At 65.0% G+C, this 24,437-nt stretch carries 24 protein-coding genes and 1 pseudogene; 13 read left to right on the forward strand and 12 right to left on the reverse strand.

The features are described from left to right. Positions 1-6: 6 nt before the first annotated feature. From N5D20_RS12080 to N5D20_RS12090, 3 genes are read right to left on the reverse strand one after another with little or no spacing between them, the layout of a single operon-like run. On the reverse strand, positions 7-606 hold the full coding sequence (locus N5D20_RS12080) for a DUF6436 domain-containing protein (protein ID WP_197578212.1): 600 nt from the start codon (positions 604-606) through the stop codon (positions 7-9). Beyond that, positions 606-884 carry a hypothetical protein gene (locus N5D20_RS12085; protein WP_227852303.1) on the reverse strand — a complete coding sequence of 93 codons (279 nt, stop codon included), beginning with the start codon at positions 882-884 and terminating at the stop codon, positions 606-608. The genes N5D20_RS12080 and N5D20_RS12085 overlap by 1 nt, the downstream gene beginning before the upstream one ends. Positions 885-939: 55 nt before the next feature. Beyond that, positions 940-2,355, reverse strand: coding sequence for a PLP-dependent aminotransferase family protein (locus tag N5D20_RS12090; protein WP_197578213.1), 1,416 nt, complete (start codon positions 2,353-2,355; stop codon positions 940-942). Positions 2,356-2,538: 183 nt separating this feature from the next. On the opposite strand from N5D20_RS12090, the gene cyoA reads away from it, so the two are divergent. The 5 genes from cyoA (at position 2,539) to N5D20_RS12115 (ending at position 7,207) form a co-directional block, all read left to right on the forward strand. After that, positions 2,539-3,444 (forward strand): ubiquinol oxidase subunit II, encoded by a 906-nt coding sequence (gene cyoA, locus N5D20_RS12095; protein WP_010482114.1) that lies wholly within the window; start codon positions 2,539-2,541, stop codon positions 3,442-3,444. 5 nt (positions 3,445-3,449) lie between these two features. Continuing rightward, positions 3,450-5,426, forward strand: a complete 1,977-nt coding sequence (cyoB, locus tag N5D20_RS12100; RefSeq protein ID WP_019336321.1) for a cytochrome o ubiquinol oxidase subunit I — start codon at positions 3,450-3,452, stop codon at positions 5,424-5,426. Then, positions 5,423-6,058, forward strand: coding sequence for a cytochrome o ubiquinol oxidase subunit III (gene cyoC / locus N5D20_RS12105; RefSeq protein WP_010482111.1), 636 nt, complete (start codon positions 5,423-5,425; stop codon positions 6,056-6,058). Before cyoB ends, cyoC begins: the two co-directional genes overlap by 4 nt. Position 6,059: 1 nt before the next feature. Beyond that, a complete protein-coding gene (cyoD, locus tag N5D20_RS12110) occupies positions 6,060-6,392 on the forward strand; it encodes a cytochrome o ubiquinol oxidase subunit IV (RefSeq protein ID WP_005411473.1) in 333 nt (110 codons plus the stop codon). Positions 6,393-6,535: 143 nt separating this feature from the next. Continuing rightward, positions 6,536-7,207 (forward strand): SCO family protein, encoded by a 672-nt coding sequence (locus N5D20_RS12115; RefSeq protein WP_010482109.1) that lies wholly within the window; start codon positions 6,536-6,538, stop codon positions 7,205-7,207. A gap of 164 nt (positions 7,208-7,371) precedes the next feature. On the opposite strand, the gene N5D20_RS12120 is transcribed toward N5D20_RS12115, so the two are convergent. Both N5D20_RS12120 and N5D20_RS12125 read right to left on the reverse strand, forming a co-directional pair. Continuing rightward, positions 7,372-7,965, reverse strand: coding sequence for a hypothetical protein (locus tag N5D20_RS12120; protein ID WP_043401240.1), 594 nt, complete (start codon positions 7,963-7,965; stop codon positions 7,372-7,374). Then, complete coding sequence (locus N5D20_RS12125; RefSeq protein ID WP_010482107.1) at positions 7,965-9,731, reverse strand: S8 family serine peptidase; 1,767 nt, start codon at positions 9,729-9,731, stop codon at positions 7,965-7,967. The genes N5D20_RS12120 and N5D20_RS12125 overlap by 1 nt, the downstream gene beginning before the upstream one ends. 329 nt (positions 9,732-10,060) lie before the next feature. On the opposite strand from N5D20_RS12125, the gene N5D20_RS12130 reads away from it, so the two are divergent. Both N5D20_RS12130 and N5D20_RS12135 read left to right on the forward strand, forming a co-directional pair. Further along, positions 10,061-10,501: a DUF2231 domain-containing protein gene (locus N5D20_RS12130; protein ID WP_010482106.1), complete on the forward strand. Its 441-nt coding sequence runs from the start codon at positions 10,061-10,063 to the stop codon at positions 10,499-10,501. After that, on the forward strand, positions 10,494-11,804 hold the full coding sequence (locus N5D20_RS12135; protein WP_197578214.1) for a sorbosone dehydrogenase family protein: 1,311 nt from the start codon (positions 10,494-10,496) through the stop codon (positions 11,802-11,804). The genes N5D20_RS12130 and N5D20_RS12135 overlap by 8 nt, the downstream gene beginning before the upstream one ends. A gap of 89 nt (positions 11,805-11,893) precedes the next feature. Here N5D20_RS12135 and N5D20_RS12140 read toward each other — a convergent pair whose 3' ends face one another. Continuing rightward, entirely contained in the window at positions 11,894-12,556 is a 663-nt protein-coding gene (locus N5D20_RS12140) for an exopolysaccharide biosynthesis protein (protein ID WP_197578215.1), read from the reverse strand. Positions 12,557-12,705: 149 nt separating this feature from the next. Here N5D20_RS12140 and yidA point away from each other — a divergent pair, with 149 nt between their 5' ends. The 3 genes and pseudogenes from yidA to N5D20_RS12155 all read left to right on the forward strand — a co-directional run bounded on the left by yidA (position 12,706) and on the right by N5D20_RS12155 (position 16,754). Beyond that, complete coding sequence (yidA, locus tag N5D20_RS12145) at positions 12,706-13,539, forward strand: sugar-phosphatase (protein WP_197578216.1); 834 nt, start codon at positions 12,706-12,708, stop codon at positions 13,537-13,539. Positions 13,540-13,926: 387 nt separating this feature from the next. Beyond that, a pseudogene (locus tag N5D20_RS12150) lies at positions 13,927-16,245 on the forward strand (TonB-dependent receptor). 122 nt (positions 16,246-16,367) lie between these two features. Beyond that, complete coding sequence (locus N5D20_RS12155; RefSeq protein ID WP_197578217.1) at positions 16,368-16,754, forward strand: hypothetical protein; 387 nt, start codon at positions 16,368-16,370, stop codon at positions 16,752-16,754. 178 nt (positions 16,755-16,932) lie between these two features. Here the strand turns inward: N5D20_RS12155 and N5D20_RS12160 are convergent, their stop codons facing one another. Further along, entirely contained in the window at positions 16,933-17,490 is a 558-nt protein-coding gene (locus N5D20_RS12160; protein WP_279914400.1) for an Abi family protein, read from the reverse strand. A gap of 366 nt (positions 17,491-17,856) precedes the next feature. Then, a complete protein-coding gene (locus N5D20_RS12165; RefSeq protein ID WP_197578218.1) occupies positions 17,857-19,356 on the reverse strand; it encodes a YifB family Mg chelatase-like AAA ATPase in 1,500 nt (499 codons plus the stop codon). A 445-nt stretch (positions 19,357-19,801) separates the two neighbouring features. Here N5D20_RS12165 and N5D20_RS12170 point away from each other — a divergent pair, with 445 nt between their 5' ends. After that, complete coding sequence (locus N5D20_RS12170) at positions 19,802-20,707, forward strand: Abi family protein (RefSeq protein ID WP_197578219.1); 906 nt, start codon at positions 19,802-19,804, stop codon at positions 20,705-20,707. A 76-nt stretch (positions 20,708-20,783) separates the two neighbouring features. Here the strand turns inward: N5D20_RS12170 and N5D20_RS12175 are convergent, their stop codons facing one another. Both N5D20_RS12175 and N5D20_RS12180 read right to left on the reverse strand, forming a co-directional pair. Further along, a complete protein-coding gene (locus N5D20_RS12175; RefSeq protein ID WP_197578220.1) occupies positions 20,784-21,272 on the reverse strand; it encodes a cold-shock protein in 489 nt (162 codons plus the stop codon). Between the two features lie 45 nt (positions 21,273-21,317). Then, positions 21,318-21,674, reverse strand: coding sequence for a hypothetical protein (locus tag N5D20_RS12180; RefSeq protein WP_021201939.1), 357 nt, complete (start codon positions 21,672-21,674; stop codon positions 21,318-21,320). A gap of 649 nt (positions 21,675-22,323) precedes the next feature. Here N5D20_RS12180 and N5D20_RS12185 point away from each other — a divergent pair. Together N5D20_RS12185 and N5D20_RS12190 are read left to right on the forward strand one after the other, a co-directional pair. Next, entirely contained in the window at positions 22,324-22,926 is a 603-nt protein-coding gene (locus tag N5D20_RS12185) for a DUF998 domain-containing protein (RefSeq protein ID WP_197578221.1), read from the forward strand. Positions 22,927-22,981: 55 nt separating this feature from the next. Next, complete coding sequence (locus N5D20_RS12190; protein WP_197578222.1) at positions 22,982-23,347, forward strand: hypothetical protein; 366 nt, start codon at positions 22,982-22,984, stop codon at positions 23,345-23,347. Between the two features lie 151 nt (positions 23,348-23,498). On the opposite strand, the gene arr is transcribed toward N5D20_RS12190, so the two are convergent. Together arr and N5D20_RS12200 are read right to left on the reverse strand one after the other, a co-directional pair. Continuing rightward, entirely contained in the window at positions 23,499-23,933 is a 435-nt protein-coding gene (gene arr / locus N5D20_RS12195; RefSeq protein ID WP_197578223.1) for an NAD(+)--rifampin ADP-ribosyltransferase, read from the reverse strand. Positions 23,934-24,059: 126 nt separating this feature from the next. Continuing rightward, positions 24,060-24,311 carry an accessory factor UbiK family protein gene (locus tag N5D20_RS12200; protein ID WP_010482078.1) on the reverse strand — a complete coding sequence of 84 codons (252 nt, stop codon included), beginning with the start codon at positions 24,309-24,311 and terminating at the stop codon, positions 24,060-24,062. Positions 24,312-24,437: the final 126 nt, after the last annotated feature.

Below are 24,437 nucleotides of genomic sequence, written 5' to 3' on the forward strand. Positions count from 1 at the left end.
GCGTCCTCAGCGCTTGGCCTGCCAGGGGCAGTAGCAGCCCACGGCAAGCAGTCCTTTCGGGCGTACGGTCTCACCACGTACCAGCTTGTCCAGCAGCGGTTCGACGAAACTGTTGGCCGAGTTGCAGACCATGCCGATGCTGTACGGGCCGGCGTAGGCCAGATGGCCGTGCCGGTCCCAGATCGCCACGGCAGGGCTGGCCGGGATGTGCTCGATGCCGTCGATGGACGGCAGGTTGATCACCTTGCTGCGCAGCGGCTCGGGCAGTTCGCCCTGCGTGCCAGGGCGACGGATCGCGTAGAAGTCGATGCCGGCGCGGCGGTACATGCTGATCAGGTAGCTCAGGTGGGCACCGGTCTCGCGGTTGCACACGCCGCAGGCCGGGTTCCAGAAATGCACCACGCGGATGCGGCCGGTATCTCCGGCCAGATCGGCCGGCAGGCGCAGCTGCGAGTCGTCGAAGACGATGGCCTGTTCGGTGAACGTGGACTGCGCGCTGTAGCCGAAGTACTGCCACAGCGCAGCCGCCACGCCGGCCATGAACAGGCAGGCGAGGGCGATCATCGTCGGCAGCAGCCAGCGGCGACGCGGCGCGGCTGCGCCCATCAGGACGCGTCCCCGCCAAACTTGTGCACGTACTGCTTGCGCATCTCGCGGCAGGAGTCGGCTTGGGCGCGACGCTGGATCTCGCTACGCGACGGATCCTCGCTGCGCTGCAGGCACTGCTCGATGGCATGGCGTTCGGCGGCCTGTACGTCCACGGTCTGCGGCTGCAGGCAGACCCAGGCCAGCGCGGCCAGCATCAGCACAACAAAGCCACCGCACCCGGCCATCACCAGGTGGAACTTCAGTTTCTCGGCGCGCATCGATGCACGTCCCTTCATTCATACATTGCATACAAAATATCATCTTGTATGGATGTCGTGCCACGTGGATGGCTCAAACGATGGCGTTATGCCGGGCCTCGGGGGCTTCAGACAGGATCTCGTTCAGCTTGGCCAGCGCCCCGGCCAGCGCGCCCTGGTCGACCGCGCCGCCCAGCGACAGGCGGATCGCGTTGCCCGGCGGCGGTTCTTCCACGCTGAAGGCGTCGGAACTGGCGATGCCCAGCCCCTGCTCCTGGGCGGCCTGGATCAGCCGGTACTGGTCCAGCCGCGGCGGCAGCGGCAGCCACACGTGCAGGCCGGCCGGGTGCGCCCGCGCGCGGGACGGCAGGTACCGGGCAGCAATGGCCTGGCGCTCGCGCAGCTCCTGCTGGAAGCGCAGCACCATGTCCTGGGCCTGGCCGCTGCGGATCCACTGCGAGGCCACCGCCACCATCGACTGGGTCGGCATCAGCGCGATGGCGCGCAGCGCGTCCAGCACCGGTTCCATCGGCTCGCCGGCCGGTACTACCAGGTAAGCGGTGCGCAGGCCCGGGGCCAGGCACTTGGACAGGGTGGAGATGTAGTAGACCGGGCAGCCGGCGTCGCGGTGGGCGGCCAGCGGTGGCGCGGCGTCACCGGCCAGCAACCAGTAGGGATCGTCTTCGATCACGGTCAGATCGTGGCGCTTCGCCACCGCCAGCAGAGCCTGCCGGCGTTGTGCCGACATTGTCGCGGTGGTCGGGTTCTGGATGGTCGGCACCAGGTACAGCAGGCGCGGACGGCGTAGCTGGCAGGCCTCCTCCAGCGCGTCCGGCAGCATGCCCCCGGCGTCCATCGCCACCGGCACCACGCCCCGCTGCAGCACGCGCGCGGCCGCCAGCAGGCCCGGGTAGGTCAGCTGCTCGGCGGCGATCAGCTCGCCCGGCTGGGTGCGGGCCAGGATCAGCGCACACAGTGCAGTCTGCGCGCCGGGGCAGATCACCACCTGGTCGGCACCCACCGTGCCCAGCATCGGCGCCAGCCACTGCACCGCGGCGGCGCGGTCCTCGCGGGTGCCGGCGCCAACGTGGTAGCTCATCAGTTCGCCCTGGCCCAGCTGCTGGCCCACGTGCTGGAAACCGGCCTCCATGCCCTGTGCAAAGGGCGCGCTGCCCAGCAGCGGCGGGATGTTCATGCTCAGGTCGACCGAGGTGCTGCGGTTGCCGGCCGACAGTGCGATGAAGGTGCCGCCGGCGCCCTGGGCGTCGAGCAGGCCGGCCTGGCGCAGCTCGGCAAAGGCGCGGGTGACCGTGGTCAGGTCCACGCCCACCTGCTGGGCCAGGTCGCGCTGCGGCGGCAGGCGGTCGCCCGGGCGCAGCACGCCGTCATCCACTGCCTCGCGCACCTGCTGGGCAATCTGCAGGTACAGCGGGCCGGCGCCCTCGCGGAAGGGGCGGACCCAGGTGCGATTGGGATGTTTCAGGCGGCGGCCGGCGGCAGGTGGCGTCATCGGTCAGATTTTTCCATACGTGCAGATGCACAAGTCCATACAATGCTGTATCTTGTATGGGCTTGATTGGAGTGGTTCGCCTGCTTGTAGGCGACCTCGTACCCACAGTGTAGCCGCTCCACGCCCGGGCGCTGCGCGCAGGCGAGCCGGTCAAGCGCGCTTCTTCAACAGGGTTGACCTCCAATGAATATCTGCTGGAACCGCATCCGCCTGGCGCTGGTCGCCCTGGCCTGCGTCGGCCTGTCGGGCTGTGACTGGGTGCTGCTGGATTCGAAGGGCATGGTCGGGCTCGCCCAGCGCGACCTGATCCTGATCTGCATCGGCCTGATGCTGATCGTGGTGATACCGGCCATCGTGCTGACCTTCGTGTTCGCGTGGCGCTACCGCGCCGGCAACACCAAAGCGAAATACACGCCGGACTGGTCGCACTCCACCAAGGTGGAGATCGTGGTCTGGGGCGTGCCGCTGATCATCATCGCGGTGCTGGCGGTGATCGTGTGGAAGTCGACCCACGAGCTGGACCCCTACAAGCCGCTGGACGTGGCTGGCGAACCGCTGCACGTGGACGTGATCGCCACCGACTGGAAGTGGGTGTTCGTGTACCCGGACCTGGGCATCGCCACGGTCAACCAGCTCAACTTCCCGGCCAATCGTCCGCTGGCATTCAACATCACCTCCAACTCGACGATGAATACCTTCTTCATCCCGCAGCTGGGTGGGCAGATCTACGCGATGGCCGGCATGCGCACGCAGCTGCACCTGATCGCCAACGAGCCCGGCCAGTTCCGTGGCATGTCCGGCAACTACAGCGGGCATGGCTTCTCGAACATGAAGTTCATCGCCACTGCCAGCAGCAACGAAGACTTCGAGCGCTGGGTGGCCGAAGTGCGCAGCGCGCCCGACGCGCTCAGCTTCACGCAGTTCAAGGCGCTGGCCGCGCCGTCGAAGAACGCACCGGTGCAGCACTTCTCCAGTGTTGAACCGCTGCTGTTCAAGAAGGTCATCGACCAGTTCATCGGCGTCGGTGAGAACACCGCTGCTGCTACCCCGGCGGGCGCTGCCGGTGGTGCCCAGGTTTCCCAGGAGTAACGAACATGTTGGGTAAATTGACGTGGGAGGCCGTGCCGCTGCACGAGCCGATCGTCGTGGTCACATTGGCGGCCATGGTGCTGGGTGGCCTCGCGCTGCTTGGCGCAGTGACGTACTTCAAGCTGTGGGGCCCGCTGTGGCGTGACTGGTTCACCACCGTGGACCACAAGAAGATCGGCATCATGTACGTGGTGGTGGCGCTGGTCATGCTGGTGCGCGGCTTCGCCGATGCGCTGATGATGCGCGCGCAGCTGGCCGCGGCCGGACCAGGCAGTGATGGTTTCCTGCCGCCCGAGCACTACGACCAGATCTTCACCGCACACGGCGTGATCATGATCTTCTTCGTGGCCACCCCGTTCGTGGTCGGCCTGATGAACATCATCGTGCCGCTGCAGATTGGTGCGCGCGACATGGCGTTCCCGTTCCTCAACGCCTTCAGCTTCTGGATCTTCGTGGTCGGCGCAGCGCTGATGATGATCTCGCTGGGCGTTGGCGAATTCGCCATGACCGGCTGGGTCGCCTATCCGCCGCTGTCGGGCATCGAGTTCAGTCCAGGCGTAGGTGTCGACTACTACATCTGGGCCCTGCAGGCGTCCGGCATCGGTACGTTGCTGACCGGCGTCAACCTGTTCATCACCATCCTGCGCATGCGTGCGCCGGGCATGACCCTGATGAAGATGCCGGTGTTCACCTGGACCGTGCTGGTCACCAGCGTGATCATCATCGCCGCCTTCCCGATCCTGACCGTGGCGCTGGGCGCGCTCACCCTGGATCGCTACCTGGACTTCAACTTCTACACCAACACATTGGGTGGCAACCCGATGATGTACGTGAACCTGGTGTGGGCCTGGGGCCATCCGGAGGTGTACATCCTGGTGCTGCCGGCGTTCGGCATCTTCTCTGAAGTCACGGCCACGTTCGCGCGCAAGAAGCTGTTCGGTTACAAGTCGATGGTGGGCGCCACGCTGGCGATCGGCATCCTGTCGTTCATCGTCTGGCTGCACCACTTCTTCACCATGGGCTCCGGTGCCAGCGTCAATGCCTTCTTCGGCATCATGACGATGATCATCGCCATCCCCACCGGGGTGAAGATCTTCACCTGGCTGTTCACCATGTATGGCGGCCGCGTCGAGTTCAGCGTGCCGATGCTGTGGACCATCGCCTTCCTGGTCACCTTCACCATCGGTGGCATGACCGGCGTGCTGCTGGCCATCCCGGGCGCGGACTTCCTGCTGCACAACAGCCTGTTCCTGGTCGCGCACTTCCATAACACCATCATCGGCGGCGCGCTGTTCGGCTACCTGGCCGGCTTCGCCTACTGGTTCCCGAAGGTGTTCGGCTTCACCCTCAACGAGCGCCTGGGCAAGTGGTCGTTCGCCTGCTGGGTGATCGGCTTCTACCTGGCCTTCATGCCGCTGTACATGCTGGGCTTCATGGGCATGACCCGTCGCATGAACCAGTACGACAACCCGGCGTGGACGCCGTACCTGATCGCCGCCTTCATCGGCGCGCTGTTCGTGTTCGCGGGCATCATCCTGATGCTGGTGCAGATCTACGTGAGCGTTCGCGACCGCAAGCGCAACCTGGACCTGACCGGCGACCCGTGGAATGCGCGCACGCTGGAATGGGCCACGCCGTCGCCGCCGCCGTTCTACAACTTCGCGGTGGTGCCCAAGGCCGATGAGCTGGACGCCTTCCACGAAGCGAAGAAGCGCGGCCTGCCGCCGCCGCCGACGAAGTACGCACCGATCCACATGCCGAAGAACACCGGCGTGCCGCTGATCCTCAACATCTGGATCCTGGTGCTGTGCTTCGCCCTGGTCTGGCACATCTGGTGGATGGCCGCGGCCAGCTTCATCGCGATGATCGTCACCCTGATCGTGCGGTCTTACGACGAGGACGTGGACTACTACGTCAGTTCCGAAGAGGTGGCGCGCACTGAAGCGGCCAACCTTGCCAAGCTGAAGGAGGTACGCGCATGAACCTGTTGACCCGCCCCGAGCTGGCCACCGGCACGCAGGCACACGAGGACCACCACGAACACGACCACAGCCACGAGCAGGGCGGCATGAAGGTGTTCGGCATGTGGGTCTACCTCATGTCCGACCTGGTGCTGTTCGGTTCGCTGTTCGCCTCGTACGCGGTGCTCAGCACCGCCTACGCCGGCGGCCCCACCGGCAAGGAGCTGTTCTCGCTGCCGTTCGTGATGGCCGAGACCTTCCTGCTGCTGGTCTCCAGCATCACCTACGGCCAGGCCGTACTGGCGATGCACCGCCACGACACCTCGGCGGTGCTGCGCTGGCTGGGCGTGACCTTCGTGCTCGGTGCCTCGTTCATCGGCATGGAGATCTATGAGTTCTCGCACCTGATCCACGAAGGCGCAGGCCCCAGCACCAGTGCCTACCTGTCGGCGTTCTTCGCGCTGGTCGCCACCCACGGCCTGCACGTGGCCAGCGGCCTGATCTGGATGGCGGTGGTCATGCACCAGGTCTACCGCCGTGGCCTGACCCCGACCAACATCACCCGCGTGTCGTGCCTGAGCCTGTTCTGGCACTTCCTGGACCTGGTGTGGATCTGCGTCTTCACCTTCGTCTACCTGATCGGAGCCTTCTGACATGGCCCACGTCGAAACCTCGCGCGCCGGCAATGCGCACGGCTCCACCAAGTCCTACCTGATCGGCTTCGTGCTGTGCGCGCTGCTGACCGTGGTGCCGTTCGCGCTGGTGATGAACCCGGTGCTGTCGCGTCCGCTCACGCTGTTCCTGCTGGTCGGCTTCGCGGTGGCGCAGATCCTGGTGCAGCTGGTCTATTTCCTGCACATGGACCGCAAGTCCGAAGGTGGCTGGAACCTGGCCAGCTTCGTGTTCACCCTGGTGATCCTGTTCATCATCGTCGCGCTGTCGGTATGGATCATCTGGAGCATGCACTACCACATGATGATCAACTGACCGTGGCCGGGGTGATCGGCACGGATCGCGCGATCACCCCGGCACCTCAGCCCTCTTTTCCCCCAAGGGCAGGCCTGACCGAGACCCCGCCCGCATCTGCGTTGGTGGTACCCGTGAAGCGTCCTGCTGCTGTTGTCCGTTCGTTGTTCTCTCCTCGTTTCCGCCTGCCGCTGCTGGCAGGCCTGGCCATCGGCCTGCTGGCTGGCTGCAGTGCGCAGTCGCGCATGGACTTCTACTCCAAGGACATCGCCTGCGAAGAACTTGGCCAGCAGTGGTCGATGCCCGATAGCCACGGAACCGTGCGTGGCCCGAAGGACCTGCAGGGGCAGGTGACCTATCTGTTCTTCGGTTTCACCAGCTGCCCGGATGTGTGCCCGACCACCATGGTCGAGCTGAGCCAGGTCAAGCACCTGATGGGCAAGGATGCCGACCAGCTGCAGGTGGTGTTCGTCAGCGTCGACCCGGCGCGTGATACGCCGGAGGTTGCGCGCACCTATGTGGAAGCCTTCGACCCCAAGGCGATCGCACTGGTCGGCAACGAAGCGCAGTTGGCCGCGATGGCCAGCGACTTCAAGGCGTTCTACGAGAAGGAACCCGGCCAGGTGCCGGAGACCTACACCATGAGCCACATCGCCGGTGGCTACGTGTTCGACCGCCAGGGCCGCCTGCGCCTGTTCGCGCCCTATGGCATGCCGGTGGACAAGCTGTTCTCCGACGTGCAGCGCCTGCTGCTGGAGCCCGCTCATCCAGCCGCCGGCAACGACGCACTGGCCAGCTGCAGCCGCAAACACAGCGACACACTCGCCGCCCGGTAATCCCGGGCCATGCGCGGCTGATGCCGCCTGTTCGTCGCGCACGCTGCCCCGGTAGGTGTCGACCTTGGTCGACACGTGGGTGCCGACCGTTGGTCGGCATATCTCCCACACCAATCCCCCGGCCGGCCAGGAGAGCCAACCGGCCGGGGGCACCACTCAACGCCTTACTTGGTTTCTTCCCACTGCACCACGTCCGGTTCGGCCGCCTTGATGCCGGCGGTCGACAGCAGCTTGGTGGTCGCATCCAGCGCCGCGTTCACCGACGGGTACTCCACAATCGCGCGGCCCGAGGCCTTGGATACCTTCACCACGGTGCCGCCGGTGGCGGTGGCCGCACGCTGGGCCGAGGCCGCATCGGTGAAGAACACCTTGACCCGCGAGGTCGCCACTACCGGCGCGCCATCGTTGGAGACAGCGGCCGCAAACTTGCTGGCACCGGCATCCGCACGTGCGGCCACACCGGTAGACGCATCGGTGGACCGCTTGCTGCGGGTGCCGACGGCCGCCGCGCTGGCATCAGCCCCGGTGGTGATCCGGAACTGACCGCCGCTGGCCGGCTGCACGGTTGCCGACGGCGCCAGCTGGAAGCGCGCGCCGCCCACATTGAACGAACGGCCGGTGGCCTCCGCCTTCAACTGCTGCGTGTCTACGGTCGACAAGGTCTTCGCCGGAGGTGTCTGGCCCGAACTCTGTGCCCAGGCGGTGGTGGTCATCGCCGCGAGGGCGAGGGTGCTCAACAGAATGGTCGTCTTCATCATCAGTGCCCCAGAACGCGGATCTTGAAGAATTCGAGGTTGCCACGCGATGCAGCGTTCGCGGCCTGCCCCAGGTCGGTGACTTCCAGCGTCCAGGTGCCCGTGGCGTTCTCATCCAGGAAGGCATTGCTGGACAGCAGGTCCCAGTTGGTGAAGTTGCGCTGGACACCATTGAGGCCAGAGCCGATCGCGGTGAATGCCGGCTGCACCACGCTGCGCGTGCCACTGGGCGAGACCAGCACGAACTGCAGCTGGCGGGTGTTGCTGTGATTGACCCGGAAGCCCAGCTGCACGCTTTCGATGTTGCGCGCGCCATTGGCCAGCTGGAAGGTCAGACGTGCAGCAGCGGCCGAGGTATTGCCGATGGCCACGGTGCGCGTCGTGTTGCGCCAGCCGCTGTCCACCAATGCACCCAGCGACTGGAAGTTCTCGGCGACCTCGACTGCACGGGCGGCGTTGACCACGCCGAAGCCGTACCAGTTGCTGTAGGCGCGGCCGGCGGCATTCACCGTCCAACCCGGCACCAGCACGCGGCCATCGGAGTGCGTGACCGCCGCCCGGTTCGGGTCATTGCGGGTGGCGGTGGTGGCCAGGATGTACTTCACATCGCGGTAGGACAGGTTTGGATTGGTTTCCAGCAGCAGTGCCGCCACGCCCGACACCATCGGCGTGGCCGCCGAGGTACCGTTCATCTTGCCGGTGTAGTTGCAGGTGCTGTCGATGGCGGACTGGTCGCCGTCCAATGTGTTGCGCAGGCTCGTATTCTTGTTGCTGCCCTGCGCGCAGCCGGTGACGTCGGTGGTGAGAATGGCCGGATCGTAGCGGATCGCCAGCTGCCCCGGCACGACCTGCCGCTGCCAGCCGTTCTCGCCGCCGAAGCCGGACACCCACAGCGCCGAGCCGGTGGACGAGTAGGACGAGCGCACGCCATCGGCGCGCACGGCGGCAACGGTGATCACGTTGAACAGGTTGTTGCGCGGATCGCGGCCGGCCGGAATGCAACCGGTGTTGCGGTTCTTGGTGTCTGCAGAGCAGATGTCGGTGCCATCCGAGCGTGCGCCGTTGTTGTGGTTGTTGCCGGCGGCTTTCACGTAGATGCCACCGCGCCCGCCACGGGTGCCGGACATGGCCTGCTCATAGGCGGTGATGTCGTTCTGGCTGTAGGCCAACGGCAGGTTGGGGTTGCCCGGGCTGGAGCCCCAGCTGTTGTTGAAGACCCCCACGTCGGCCACTTCGGCGCCGTCCCACCACGAGTACTCGATGTTGGAATTCGAGTTGCCCTGGGCATTGGATGCCAGGAAATTGAAGCCCTTGAGTGTGGCGGCCGAGGCCACGCCGCGCACGCCCAGGTTGTTGGCACCCACCGCACCGGCGATGCCGCCGACCATGGTGCCGTGATTGTCGCGGTCGGGATTGGACGGTGAAGGGTTGTTGCTCTGGTTGGCGAAGTTCTTGCCCGCGACCGCCGCGACGTTGGCGGCCAGGTCCGGGTGGGCAATCTGCAGGCCGTCATCGACGATGGCGATGGTGACGCCCTGGCCACGGATGCCATTTCGGAACAGGCCATCCACGTTGAGATCGTTGCCGGCCACCGGCAGGGTATCGCCCAGTACGGCCTGCCCGGTGTTGAGCAGATGCCACTGACGCCCGGCCAGCGGATCGGCCTGCTGGGCCTGGGCGGTAACGGCCAGGCTGCCCAGCACCAGGGCAGTGGCAAGGGCCAGGCGCGCGGAGCGCGGTGGCGCGGAGCGTTGCGTGTGTCGCTTCATACACGAATCCTTCTGTTGTGAATCGGCATGGCAGGACGGCGGGGCGGAACTGCCCCATCGCAACGAGCCAAACGCGACACAACGAACAACCCCCTACCTCTTCACACACCCAATCTGCAGATGTGCCGATTGCGTCACAAACGCTTATGCCGCGGGGTAATGACGACTGCGCGTTCCTGTAGAGCCGAGCCCATGCTCGGCTGATCGGACGGTCCCGTGTGTAAAGCAGCCGAGCATGGGCTTGGCTCTACACAGGCAGTGTCATCGCGCGCCCTCACATCCGGCTGTGCTACTACAGCCCGTGCACCCTTCCGCGTCGGAGCACGATGATGGTCAATCCGCTCGCCCAGGCCCATCGCGGCCTTGGCACCACGCTGTTCAGCCTGTTGAACCCGATACCTTTCGGCTTCTTCGTCGGCGCACTGATCTTCGACGCGATCTATCTCAACAGCGCCGAGGTGATGTGGGGCAAGGCCGCCGCCTGGCTGATCACCTTCGGCCTGCTGATCGCCATCATTCCGCGCCTGATCAACCTGTTCACGGTCTGGCGCCGCAACGGCACGGCCACCCGCATCGATCGCATCGACTTCTTCCTCAATCTGGTCGCAGTGGTGCTGGCCATCTGGAACGCCTTCGTGCACAGCCGCGACGCCTATGCCGTTGCAGTGCCAGGCACGATCCTGTCGGCGCTGACCGTGGCCCTGATCGCACTGGGCCTGATCCTGCTGTCACTGCAGCCGCCGGTGCTGCAGGGAGGTCGTCATGGTTAAGCACATCCTGCCCACCGTGGCCGCGCTGGCGCTGGCCGTCACCCTGTCGGCGTGCGCGGGCAAGGCCGAATACCACCCCACCGACCAGTCGGGTGCGAAGCCACCGCTGCCGGCACCGAAGAACTTCCTGATGCCGCCGATGCAGGTGCCCAAGGGCGTCGGCTGGGCTGATGGACAGACCCCCACGGTGGCCGAGGGCCTGAAGATCGAGCGCATTGCCGCCAACCTGCAGCATCCGCGGCGCTTGCTGACCCTGCCCAACGGCGATGTGCTGGTGGTGGAAGGCAACGGCCCCGGTGAAGAACCGGTCACCACGCCCAAGCAGTGGATTGCCGGCAAGGTGAAGGCGCGCTCGGGCAAGGCCGGCAAGGGCGGCAACCGGGTCACCCTGCTGCGCCGCACGCCGGGAACGAACACCTGGACCCAGCACGTCTACATCGAGGGCCTGCATTCGCCGTTCGGCATCCAGCTCATCGGTGACACGTTGTACTTGGCCAACACCGGCAACATCGTGCAGTTCCACTACGTGCCCGGCGAAACCCGCATGTCCGACAAGGGCCGCGAGTTCACCGACCTGCCCAGCACCATCAACCACCACTGGACCAAGGAACTGCTGGCCAGCCGCGATGGCCGCAAGCTGTACGTGGGCGTGGGTTCCAACAGCAACATCACCGAGAATGGCCTGGCCGTCGAATACCGCCGCGCGGTGGTGCTGGAAGTGGACGTGGCCACCCGTGGCAGCCGCATCTTCGCCTCGGGCATCCGCAACCCGACCGGACTGGACTGGGAGCCGAGCACCGGCACGTTGTGGGCGGTGGCGAACGAGCGCGACGAGATCGGTGCCGACCTGGTGCCCGATTACCTCACCTCGGTGAAGGAAGACGGCTTCTACGGCTGGCCCTACAGCTACTACGGCCAGCACGTGGACGAGCGCGTGCAGCCGCAGCGGCCGGACCTGGTGGCCAAGGCGATCGTGCCGGATTACGCCATCGGCTCGCACGTGGCGCCGCTGGGGTTGCTGTTCTATACCGGCCAGGCGTTGCCGGCGCAGTACCACGGCGGTGCCTTCATCGGCGAACACGGCAGCTGGGATCGTTCGCCATTGAGCGGCTACGAAGTGGTGTACGTGCCGTTCAAGGACGGCAAGCCGACCGGACGGCCGCAGACCGTGGTCAGTGGCTTCGCCTCGAAGGACGAGAAGACGCTGATGGGTGCGCCGGTGGGGATGGCCATGGATGCAGAGGGCGCGCTGCTGGTCGCCGACGACGTGGGCGACGTGGTGTGGCGGGTGTCAGCCAAGTAGTTCTGTAGAGCCGAGCCCATGCTCGGCTTACGCGCGCAGCGCGGGGTTTCCCCGTACAGGTCGAAGAGCAGCCGAGCATGGGCTCGGCTCTACAGTTCCGCGGTACCGCTGCGGAACCCGCTGAACACCGATTCGGCGGCAAACCCCACGCCGCCCAGCAGCACGCCGAAATACACCACCGTGGCCACCACGAAGCCGTAACCGGCCGCCACCGCCGCGCCATCGCGCTGGATGAAGCCGATTGCAAAGGACATCAGCGCCAGCGCCGGCAGCGTGTTGCTGAAAGGAATCGGTCCGGCGGGCGCCATCAGCAGCAGGGTCGCGAACACCAGCATCAGGTTGTTCAGGCGCATCATCTTCTTCGAGCGCACCATCACCGCCAGCCGCATCGGCCGCGACAGCCGCTCCATGCGGTGCACCCACTTCAGCGCACGGCCCAGGTTGGCCTTCAGCTTGTCGGTGGCGATCTCGCGGCGCGCCAGCTTCTGCGGCACCCACAGCGGGCGGTTGCGCACCCGGCTCAGGCCGATGAGCAGGATCGAGGCGCCGAACAGGGTGCTCAGCCCCGGAATCGACACCGGAATGATGAAGATGGCCGAGAGCAGGATCACGATCAGCAGCAGGCCTTCATCGCCCAGCGCACTGAGCAGGGTGCCGACGCTGACCTGCTCGCCGGGCAGCTCGTCGATCATCTGCTCGATCTGCTGGGCCAGAGGAGCACTGTCGTTGGTTTCGGGGGCACGGTAGGTCATGCGTCGCAAGGTTTTCCAAGGAAGGGCGGTCAGCGGGCCGTCCTGCGGTGGGGGACGCACAGGCTCCCGCAGTATCCCGGCCAACGTGGGCAAAGAGGTGAACCGGGCATGAGGGGGTAAACTGGCGTGCCCCGCACGAGTTGAACGCAATGGACATGGGCCGCAGGCAATCGACCATCGAACTGGTCGCCATCGACATGGATGGCACCCTGCTGGACCCCAGCCACACGCTCACCGCCCGGGCCAAGCAGGCCATCGCGCAGGCGCGCGCGCTGGGGGTGCACATCGTGCTGACCAGTGGCCGCCCGGTTCCCGGCCTGGCACCGTTCCTGCACGAGCTGGGCATCACCGGCGACGACGACTACTGCATCGCCTGCAATGGCGGCCTGGTACAACGCATCGGCACGCGCGAAACCGTGGTCGAGTATCCGCTCAGCTTCGACGATTTCCTGTTCTGCGAGCAGGTGGCCCGCGACCTGGGCGTGCACTTCCAGGCGCTGGACAGCCAGCGCATGTACACGCCCAACCAGGACATCAGCTATTACACCGTGGCCGACTCGCATCTTTCGCGGATGCCACTGTCCTACCGCCGCGTGGAAGACATGGACCCGTCGATGTCCTTCATCAAGCTGATGATGATCGACGCGCCCGACGTGCTGGATGCCGCCATCGCGCGCCTGCCCAGCGAACTGACCGAGCGCTTCGCGGTGCTGAAGAGCGCACCGTTCTTCCTGGAAGTGTTCGACCGCCGCGCCGGGAAGGGACCGAGCCTGCAGAAGCTGGCCGCGCACCTGGGCATCGACCGCGCCCACGTGATGGCCATCGGCGACCAGGAAAACGACCTGACCATGCTGCAGTACGCCGGTACCAGCGTGGCGATGGGCAATGCCATTGATGCTGTGAAGGCGGTGGCGCGGTTTGAAACCACCAGCAACGCCGATGAAGGTGTGGCGCGGGCGATCGAGCGCTTCGTCCTGCAGTAACCGCGCGGTCAGCTGTCCAGGTAGCTGCCAACCTCATCCGCCCCGGTAGGTGCCAACCTTGGTTGGCACACGCAGACGGCAAGCGCCGACCAAGGTCGGCCCCGACCACGCCGGGGCTATACCCACGTATAACCCATCCATCCCTATCGCCATTCGCGCTGTACCACCGCGCAATGGCGGATGCGGCAGCGCGATGCAAGAATTTCGCACGTCGAAATCACGCCATCGAATTCTAAGGCAGAGGATCGTCCTCCTCTGCCACTGACCGGCGCGCACTGCGCCGTCACCCCCAACGCAATCGCATCGCCAGCCAGGGCGCCGACACCGGTGCTGCAACGCGCTGGGCGTGCGCCTGCGCCGCTCTCTCCCTGCACCCTGGATCTGCCCATGAACACCCCACCCACGACACGCCTCGCCCTGGCCATCATCGCGGCCATCACCGCACCTGCGTACGCCACAGAAACGCACGATGCCACCCACGACACGCCCACTACGCTCAACGCCCTGCAGGTCATCGCCACACCGCGCGGTGCGGCCGTGGCACCGACCCAGGTGATCGGCCCCAACCGCTACATCATCAAGGCCGAAGACCTCGACGCGATGGTCACCGGCAACAACGGCCTGGCCATGCTGAAGCAGGTACCGGGCGCCAGCTACACCGCCACCGACGGGCTGGGCCTGGATATCTCCGCCACCAGCCTGTTCGTGCGCGGCTTCCGCATGAACGAAATGGGCATCACCTTCGAAGGCGTGCCGCTGAACGACAACGGCTTCCTCTCGCTTACCGGCACCAGCGTGGTGAACGTGGGCGTGCCCGATGGCATCGGCGCGATCACAGTCAGCCCCGGTGGTGCGCCGGTCAGCGTGTTCTCCAGCAGCGTCAACGGCGGCAGCCTGGAATACCGCCTGCGCGACCTGCAGGACACGCCCAGCCTGCGCGTGAAGCAGGGCGTGGGCAGCAACAACACGCTGGTCACCACCGTGTCCGGGCAGAGCGGCCAGCTCGGTGAGCATGGCCCGAAAGTGCTGGTCGACCTGCAGCGCGTGTCCGCCGACAAGTACCAGGGCGAGGGCACGCAGAACTTCCTGCGCGGCGACCTGAAGCTGCAGCAGGACGTCGCCTGGGGCGATGTCACCGTGTTCCTGTCCGACAGCAAGGCCAAGGTCTGGGGCTACAACAACATCTCCTTCGACATGATCCGCAAGCTGGGCTGGAAGGCCGACATCTTCTATCCCGATTATGCGTGGGCGTGGTACGTGGCCTCGCCGGAAAACGCGGACAAATCCTGCGGCGCCTACACCTGCGGTGAGCTGTCCGAACTGATTCCGTACGACACCGGCCAGACCACCCGCGACCGCGTGTCATCGATCAACCATCGCTTCCAGATCACCCCGGCGCTGAGTGGCAACGTGCAGCTGTACAACGCCAACAGCCACACCCAGGCCACGCTGACCGACCCGACCGTACCGTCGCCCAACGGCGCACCGTTCTCCGAACAGGTACAGACGCCGCGCCTCAACCGCCTGGGCGGCATGGTCAACCTGCAGTTCGAGGCCGGCGCGCACACCTTCACTGCCGGTTTCTGGTAGGAGAAGAGCAAGGCCGCGGCCAAGACCGAGTGGTACCAGCAGCCACTGCTGGGCGAGGGCCCGCCGCTGAAGGCCACCGGCCCGTTCGACGTGTACGGCCCCGCGTTCAAGACCGACAACGCATCGAGCTGGGTGACCCGCTCGCGCCAGTTCTACCTGCAGGACGACATCGTGCTGAACGACACACTGAAGCTGGGTGTCGGCTTCAAGGCTGTGGACTTCCGCACCAGCGGCGGCGGCCTCGGCAATGCCGAGGATCGGCCGGTGAACGGTACGCTGCGCGCGAAGAGCAACTTCCTGCCGCACGTCTCGCTGTTCTGGAGCCCGACTGAATCCACCGATGCCTTCATCGACCTGGCCAACACCATGAACGGCTACCGCGTGGCCCAGCGCGGCAACATCGGCTACACCGCCTCGGCGTGGACCATCACCGACCAGGAAGAGTTTGACCGCGTGGCCGGCACACTGCGCCCGGAGAAGAACTGGAACCTCACCGTGGGTGCGTCGCATCGCTTCGATCGGCTGACGATCACCGGCGACGTGTTCTACAACGACATCCGCAACCGCTTGCTGTCGGCCGCCATCGGTACTCAGTTCGCGCAGATCAACACGGTTCGGCTGATGCCGAAGATGCATGTGATCGGCGCAGACCTTGGCATCACCGCCGACCTGACCGACCACCTGCAGTTCTACCAGGGCATGGCCGTGGCCCGTTCGTACTACGACAGTGATTTCGTCGTGGGCGACACCGTGTACCCGATCAAGGGCAATGCCCAGCCGGGCTACCCGCAGATTTCGCTGGTCAGCGACCTGTCCGCGCACTTCGGTGACTGGCGCTTTGGTGCAACCAGCACCTCGTACCTGCGCCAGCCTTTCACCTACGAGAACGACATCCGCGTGCCGACCTTCTGGCAGGTCAACACCTATGCCGCCTACCGCTTCGGTGCAGACAGCGCAGTGCCCGGCCTGGAGCTGCGGCTGGACGTGAGCAACCTGTTCAACCGCCACAACATCGGCACCGCCACCATTGCCGGTTCGTCGTTCTCTGGGGACTACCAGACCCTGCAGCGCAGCGCGCCACGGCAGCTGATGTTCAGTACCTCGATGGCGTTCTGAGGCAACGAGGGGCGGGATCAGATCCCTTTGCGCAGCAACGGGCTCTGCCCCCTAAAACCCATCCAGAAACCCGCCTTGCGCAATCAACAGGGATTTTCTGGCGGCGACGCAAGGTTCCCACAATGTTGCTGGGGCATCCTGTACGCATGGCTCAGTACAACCCGCGAACCCCGCTGTTCGGCATCCGGGGCCCAGGACGGCCCCGGCAGGCGCTGTCCGTGGCGCCTGCAATCGACCTGCGGGCCGAATACCAGTTCTGGCATGTCTACGAACGCGTGGTCCGCCCGCTACCCGGCGGTGGGCTGCCGCAGGCCTGGCTGGTGTGCCAGAAGGTGTACCGGGACCGGTGGCAGTACCCGGGCGACAGCGACGAGGCGGCGTTGTCGCGGGTGCTGTTTGGCGGGAACATGACGGCTGACCGGGCGTCGGAGCTGGCGGAGCTGCACGCGCTGGTCAGCCGTCGGGTGGCGTTGCTGGCGAGGCGTGGGCGGGTGCATTCGGCAGCCTGATGCCTGCCCTTGGTAGGGTCGACTGTTAGTCGACCGCTCTTCGCAGCAGGCCGCAGGAGGACACGCGCAGTCAGTGTCTATTCGACTCGGACGAACATACCAAGGTGATTCCGTCTTCCGGGTATGCCTGCGGAAAGCGGTTGTTCTCACGACACCATGTCGCGGCGGGCGGCGATAGCTATTCGATCAGCGTCAGAATCTCATCGTGGTGCCCGCGCAGGTTCCAGCCGAGGATCGGTTCGTGATGGGCGATGCGGTTGCGTAGCACGCGTATGCGAGTAAGCGGTCCCGAAAAGCTCCTCCTCTTCAGTCCCCTGGGCGCACTGGGGTCCGCAATCCGGTGAAGGATCTGCTGCCAAAGGGCCTCGTAATCCTTGTTGAACATTGTTGTCCAGAAACTGAAGGTGAGACTGGCGACCACACCGCCTGCTGTTACCGTCTTTCCCGCTCTGACCAATTCGTTGACGGCTTTGGCGACCTGCTCGAGTTGATGAGCAACCTTCAGGGCGCCAGCGCCTCGGCCGTACCACGCCTCGCCCTTGGCCTGGGTCAGAACGGTGTGGATGCGGTTTCGCAGTGCCACTTCCAACGTCTGCAGTGGTGCGTAGAGGCTTTCAGACAAGTGGGTATTGCATCCATACAGGGCGATGGCTCGGCTACGGTCGCCCCCCGCCCAATCCAGGTAGCGGCCAAAGCGCTCCAGGGAAAGGGCTTCTTCGAATCTGTCATGGCTCATCGCTGCCTGGACGCCTCCACTGATGCCGATTGCAATGCGCTGCCCCTGTGGGTTACGGTGGTGGCGTACACCCCGGTACCGTCTCTGTCCCTCTGGGCATGCGGCCGGGGTATTTTTTTGCGTGATGACCACAGCTCCATGGCGAATCTCTCAATCAGGTTCATAGGTTCCCTCGATCCAACTGCCGGTAGCCAATTGCCTCCGCCATATGCGCGGTCTGGACCGTTTCGCAAATCGCACCATCCGCAGCCGTGGCCCGCTGTTGGTAGAGTCGATTGCTCTACTCATCCGCTCCGCAGAAAACCGCGCTTCGCGCGCGAGTCGACTAACAGTCGACCCTACCAACGCCCTCTCCAACCGGTGCTTCTAAGGCTTTCCCCGGTCCAGCTGCCGATAGCCAATCGCTTCAGCCAGATGCGCCGTCTGGATCACCTCGCAACCCGCCAGATCGGCAATCGTGCGCGCCACCCGCAGAATGCGGTGCATTGCTCGTGCGGAAAGCTGCAGACGCTCGATGGCCTGTTCAAGCATGTCCTGATCGCCCTCGCTCAGCTTCGTGCACGCCCGCAGCGCTGCCGGCGGCAGATGCGCATTGAGCCCACCACGCGCCTGCTGCCGGGCATGTGCGGCTTCCACCCGTGCACGCACCGATGCACTGGGCTCACCCAGCGGCGTGCTCTCCCGCAACTCCACCGCATCCATGCGCGTCACGCCGATATGCAGGTCGATGCGGTCCAGCAACGGACCGGACACCCGTGCGCGGTAGCGGTTGATCCGTTCATCGCTGCACAGGCAACGGTTGCTGCGGTCACCGGCCCAGCCACACGGGCAGGGATTCATCGCAGCCACCAGTTGGAACCGCGCTGGATACTGCACGCTGCGTGCCGCGCGGGCGATGCGGATGTGACCGGATTCCAGCGGCTCTCGCAGAGTCTCCAACGCACTGCGGTTCCACTCCGGCAGCTCGTCCAGGAACAGCACGCCGTGATGGGCCAGCGAGATCTCGCCGGGGCAGGGCGGATTGCCGCCCCCTACCAGCGCCGCAGCGCTCGCGCTGTGATGGGGCGCTCTAAACGGCCGCTGCCGCCAACGTCTTGGGTCCAGTCCTTCGCCACTCACCGAGGCAATCGCGGCAAGCTGCAGCGCTTCAACCTCCTCTGTATCCGGCAACAGACTGGGCAGGCGCGAGGCCAACAGCGTCTTGCCGCAGCCAGGGCTGCCGATCAACAAAAGATGGTGACCACCGGCAGCGGCGACTTCCAACGCGCGCCGCGCATGCGCCTGCCCCCGCACGTCGGCCAGATCGGGCAGTGGCAACGGTGTCGTGTCCACACGCTCCACGGGCGGTAACAAGCGCGGATTGCCCAATCCGGCGCAGCACTCCAGCAACGTGCGCGCCACGCGCACATCGGCGTGCTCGGCCAGCGCCGCCTCTGCGGCATTCCCCGGCGGCACTACCAGGATGCGCCCGGCCTCGGCTGCAGCGATCGCGGCCGGTAGCGCACCCGCCACCGGCCGCAGCTCGCCGGTCAGCCCCAGTTCGCCAAGGAATTCGTACTGCAGCAGCGACTGCGGATCGACCTGGCCGCTGGCCGCAAGAATGCCCAGGGCAATCGCCAGGTCGTAGCGCCCACCCTCCTTGGGCAGGTCGGCTGGCGCGAGGTTCAGGGTGATGCGTCGCTGCGGGAAGTCGAAGCGCGCGCAGAGCAGGGCGGCACGCACGCGCTCTCGGGACTCGCGCACGCTGGCCTCGGCCAGGCCCACGATCTGAGTGACAGGCAGGCCGCCAGAGAGATGCACTTCCACCCGCACCAGCGGGGCATCGACCCCGGCGCGGGCACGGCTGTAGACCAGCGCCAGGCTCATGTGTGGTTTCCTGCGGAGGAGCACTTGATGGTGCGGCGGGCGTTCCGCGCGGGCTATCGGGAATTGCTGGTGAAGCGGCTAGGGGGATTCCGGCAGACCGTTGGAGTGTGCCTGCGTGCTTCGTAGCGGCCGGTGTCCGCGATCGAGTGTCGGAACTCGACCGGTATGGCGTGGAAGAACGCCGGGGGATGGGCTGTTGCCGCTCGCCCGGACCGGCCTTTCACCTCGTTGGATCTGCGCCCGGGAGACTGCGGAAACTCAATAAAATTCTCCATGAAGTGCTTTTCGTACAGGCATTTACGATTCACCGGAACTACACAGATTTACTTGAAAGTAAGCAGAAGGGACGCTAAAATTCATCCAACACACCCGCCACGCCTCTGACGCGCTAGTTCGCGACATGCTCAAATTGGCGGGTTTTTTTTGCCTACTGATTGGAGTCAGGATGACTCGCTACCGCAAACCGCCCTTGTCGATTCAGGAGCAGTTGGATCTACTCCAGCAACGCGGGCTTGTCATTGGCGATGCCGCTAATGCCAATCGATATCTGCAGCGTGTCGGCTACTATCGTCTCATGGGCTATCTCTACACACAGCGTGTGCCCGGTAGCGACAACTTCTGCGATCAAGCGACATTCGAAGAAGCGATAAGCCTCTATGAGTTCGATAGAGGGCTTAGAGAACTGGTGATGGAGGCCGTCGGCCATATCGAGGTAGCAACGCGGACCGTGCTCACGTACCACTTCGCACATGCGAACGGCGCTTTCGGCCATCTGGAAGCGCGTAATCTGGCCTTCGCTGGGCAGGAGCATGCAGATTGGCTGGATGGCGTCGAGAGTGAAGTGACGCGCTCCAGGGAGACGTTCATTCGGCACTACCGGGACAAGTACACCGCACCGGCGTTTCCCAAAGTACCGGTTTGGATGGCAACGGAAGTCATGTCGCTGGGGTCGCTCTCCCGCCTCTACAAGGCGCTTCGCACCCGTGAGCAGAAGGCTGTTGCGGGAGAGATGGGCCTGGCAGCCCCCGTCTTCGCGAACTGGCTGCACGTCACCAGCGTGGCGCGAAACGTCGTTGCACACCACAGCAGGCTTTGGAACAAGGAGCTCGGTGTTTCGGCGGTTCGTCCTCGGTCGGCGGGATGGTCTGAACATGAGGCACCCTATGCACCGAACCGCTCCTTCTTTCTGTTGCTCCTGCTTCGCAAACTTCTGGAAGCGACAACCGCTGATTACAAGGATTGGCGTGAACGTGTCGATGCCCACCTCGCGGCTGGCCTGACGAACGAAGTTCGAGTGAAAAGCCTCGGGGCTGCGGCAGGGTGGCAGGGGCACCGCCTGTGGCGCGGGTGAGACCAGGAGTCGCCTTGGCTGTCGAGAGAGCTTTCGGTGGCTTGGTGTTATGGACGGCCGGTCAGGGGGATTCTCGTCAATCGCGGTGCGGCGCCCCAGATAGACACCGCTGCTCATCAGGCATCGCCCCATTGAAGCGCCCCAACCACGCCTCAACCCACGATGGCCCCGCACTTTCCACCAGCAGCCGGCCCTCACTCTGGTGCAGATCCAGCCAGCGCTCGAAGCTGATGCGCAGACGCTCGATATCCGGTGCCCGCCAGCGGGCATCGGCGGGCATGCGGATCAGCACGCGCGAGGGCGCGTTCTCCACGTCCATCACCACAACGCCCTTGCACCGGATCTCGAAGGACGTTGCTCTGGCATAGCGTGTATGCAGTTCAAAGCCTTCGTGGGCCTTCGCGCTCACGAAGCCGAGCGCATCGCTGTGCAGCAACCGGTAATCGGCCGGTTGCAGCTTCTGGTAGGCCCACACCTGATCGCCCGCGGGCTCGGGCCACGCTGCCCATACTGCGCCGATCACTGCGATGCACACCACCGCAGCGGCCACGCCCTGCATCTTCATTCGTCACCCCGCTCACAGGCAGAAAGGTTCGCGCCATAAGCGCGCTCAGTCCTTGGGTCGCATCCGCTCGTGGATGAAGGCGGTCAGCGCGAGATCGGCCATCACCAGCCCCTCCATCACCCGGTCGCCCACGTACTGTTCGGGCTCGCCGTTCTGGCGCGTGCGCTCGGCCGCCAGCAGGATCTCCTGCACGATGCGCTGGCCGGTGAGCGCGCAGTCGGCGTCGGACAACGCCATCTGCCGGCTGCGCAGGTGGTGCCGCTCGGGCCAGGGCTGGCCGTCGGCCGCAGCGCCCGCACCGATGGCGTGCAGGATGGCGATGAGGCTGTTGGGGTCCAGCGCGGGCGCGGGTGACGGCGCTTCCTGGATCGGGCGCGGGGGCGGGGAGTGCGGTGTGGTCATGGCGGGTTCCGTGCATGCAGGCGGACGCCGCCACCGATAAAGGTGGCGGGCAGAGCGTGGCTCGAAAACCGGGCTATTAGGAAGAAACCGGCGGGCACAAGGCCCCCACGCCCCGCCCGCCATAGCTGGCAGACGGAATGCCAGCCGACACCACGCAAGGTGATGCCGGCTGGCAAGTGCAAACAACATCCTAATAGCTCGGGTTTTCGAGGCCCGGCCACCCGTTTTCGGTGGCGATACCAGAGTTGCCTGACGTAGTTGGGAATGCCAAGGGGGAGGGGGCAATGCCGCCAAAACCCGAGACGCTTTTGGCATTGTCGCATAGCGAGGAAAGCGGCGAGAGCCTTGGCGTGCTTGGCGCAGCGGCGCTTCTGGAACGGAGTCGTCAGAACCTTCTGCCAGAGATGTAAGGCGCGGCAAATGCGACAGCACCCGCCCATCGGGCATGTGTGATCGCTCATGCAACCGAACCGCTGCGACACCGGCTGGATGGTTTAAATGACTTCCTGCCTATTGAACCTACCGAGTGCCGCGCGCAATCTGACTACCGCTGTAGTCACGCGGGGCTGCTCTGCCCGCAGCAGGACGGTCTTGTAGCGTTTGAACGGATTTCACCCACTGGCGCAGGCCAATACAAGGATCACTGTACGTGTTACGCCGCAATCGACTTCTTCTGTCTGCGGGTCTGGTCCCGCTTCCGTGGTTCCTGTTCTGGACCAGCGTTGCCGCCCTGTTCGCGCCGGGCTACAACCCGCTTGCACAGCACGCCAGCGAACTGCTGCAGGCACCAACGCTTGCAAGCATCTGCGCCAGGATTGCCCCCATCGGCTGCGGCGTGGGCTTCGTGGCGTTTGCCATCGGGGTATGGCGGGAGTCCGGCCGCCGGATTGCCGTAGGCGCGATCTGCTGGATGATCTTTGGCATCTCCATGCTGACCAACGGGCTCTGGCCCATGGGCCATCCGATGCACGGCTTCTACACCATTGGCATCGCAAACATCATTGCACCGGCGATGTCGCACATCGAACTGAGTGCGTGGTCTGCCAACCGAAGGGCGTACGCCGTGACCGCTATGGTGAGCATCGCGAGCATCGTCTATCTCTGGTTGAACGTGGTGGGAGCGGATCCGGAAGGGTTCAGGGGGCTGACCCAGCGCGTGTTCTCGTCTATCAACTCGCTGTGGCCGTTCCTGGTTGCGCTGTATCTGCTGCGAAGGGATTCAAGCGTGCTGAAGGCGGAGCCGACGTATTGATGGGCGGGCGTGCAGGCACATGGACGACCATTGAGTGTGTGGGGCTGAGAAGGGGATGAGGATTTTTCGCCGTCAGCTGATCTACGTTCGAGTGCACCAGGACCACTTCATTGCGCGCGTGGTGGGTGGAGACAGGACCATCCGTCGTCAGTGTCATGCCCTTGGCAATCGCGCGGGCCCGATCAAGGACTTTTCGAGTATCCGGCCCCTGCTCAAGGCGATCTTCTCGGAACTCCTGCCTGGGTTCTCTCTCGTCAAGCCGTGGGGGATTCTGCACTTTGATCCGGTTGAGTACCCGGTCACGAAGGAAGAACTGGCCGGGTTCCAGAAGACTGCCATGCGAAGTGGTGTGAGCTTCTGTTTTCTCTCCACGTGGGAGCAGCGGCATGAAGACAAGGATCTGTTGGAGATGTTCAAGTAGTGCCGGCCCGATACTTCGTTCCAGGCCAGGAAAATTTGTGGTTGGGTCTGTTCGAGGCACTGCGAGAGTCCGCTCTTGGCCGGGAGCGGACATCGTTCGACGATCTGCTGCGTTGATCCTCCGTCGGCCAAAGCACGTGTCTCTCCTTCCCTCAATTGATGATCTCTCCACTCCCCGAAGCAACAAACGCCTTCAACTGCCGGACGAACTCCGCGTCATACAGCTCCCACTCCACAATCTCCCCAACCACCCGCAACGGCTGCGCACTGCGATACGACCGCGTCGGGTTCCCCGGAAACTTCTTGTTGGTCACATTCGGGTCGTCTTCAAACGGCCCGGTCGGCTCCACCAAATACACACGCGGCCGCCCCTCACCCTTGGCCATCTCCGCAGCCAGCCCGGCGCCCTTGGCAATCGTGGTGAAGTAGATGTGGTTCATCACCACGCTGTCGCGATAGTTGGACCTGAAGCCCGCGCTCAGCAGCTCGCCCACCGCCAGGTCAGCGCGGGTGCCGTGATAGAACGGCCCGGCGACCTGGTCGCAGGTGTCATGCGAAACGGGTGTCCATTCGGTGTCCTGCGTCATCGCTGCTGCCCCTCTCTGTGCTGCCGGATCGACAGGCCGGCGAGTCTAGGGCGCCCGGTGGGCCTTGCTGCAAGGCCCCATCCGGGAAATAATCTGTAAACGGGAGGCGCAGTGCGCCTCCTTTTTTCATTCTGCGGTGCCGCGCCCTTCCAGCTCGCGCACGGCGGTTTCCAGCGCATCCAGCTTTTCGCGGGTCTTCAGCAGCACGGCGCGCTGCACTTCGAACTCCTCGCGGGTGACCAGGTCCAGCTTGGCCAGACCCGCCTGCAACGCGCTCTTGAAGGTAGCCTGCAGTTCCTCGCGCGATTCGCGCAGGCCCGGCGGCACCAGGTCGCTCAAGCGACGGGCAAGGTCATCCAGTTGGTTCAGGTCGATCATGGGGGTACTCCGTGGTGCGGGCGGGCCGTGCAGGCCACAAGGATACTGCTGGGCCGGTCGCCCGCACAGGCGTGGGCTGTTTCGCACCGGGCGCGTTCAGGCGCTATCCTCCACGCCGGAAGACAG

The sequence above is a fragment of the Stenotrophomonas sp. GD03877 genome (genome assembly GCF_029840555.1).
Classification (GTDB): Bacteria; Pseudomonadota; Gammaproteobacteria; order Xanthomonadales; family Xanthomonadaceae; genus Stenotrophomonas; species Stenotrophomonas geniculata.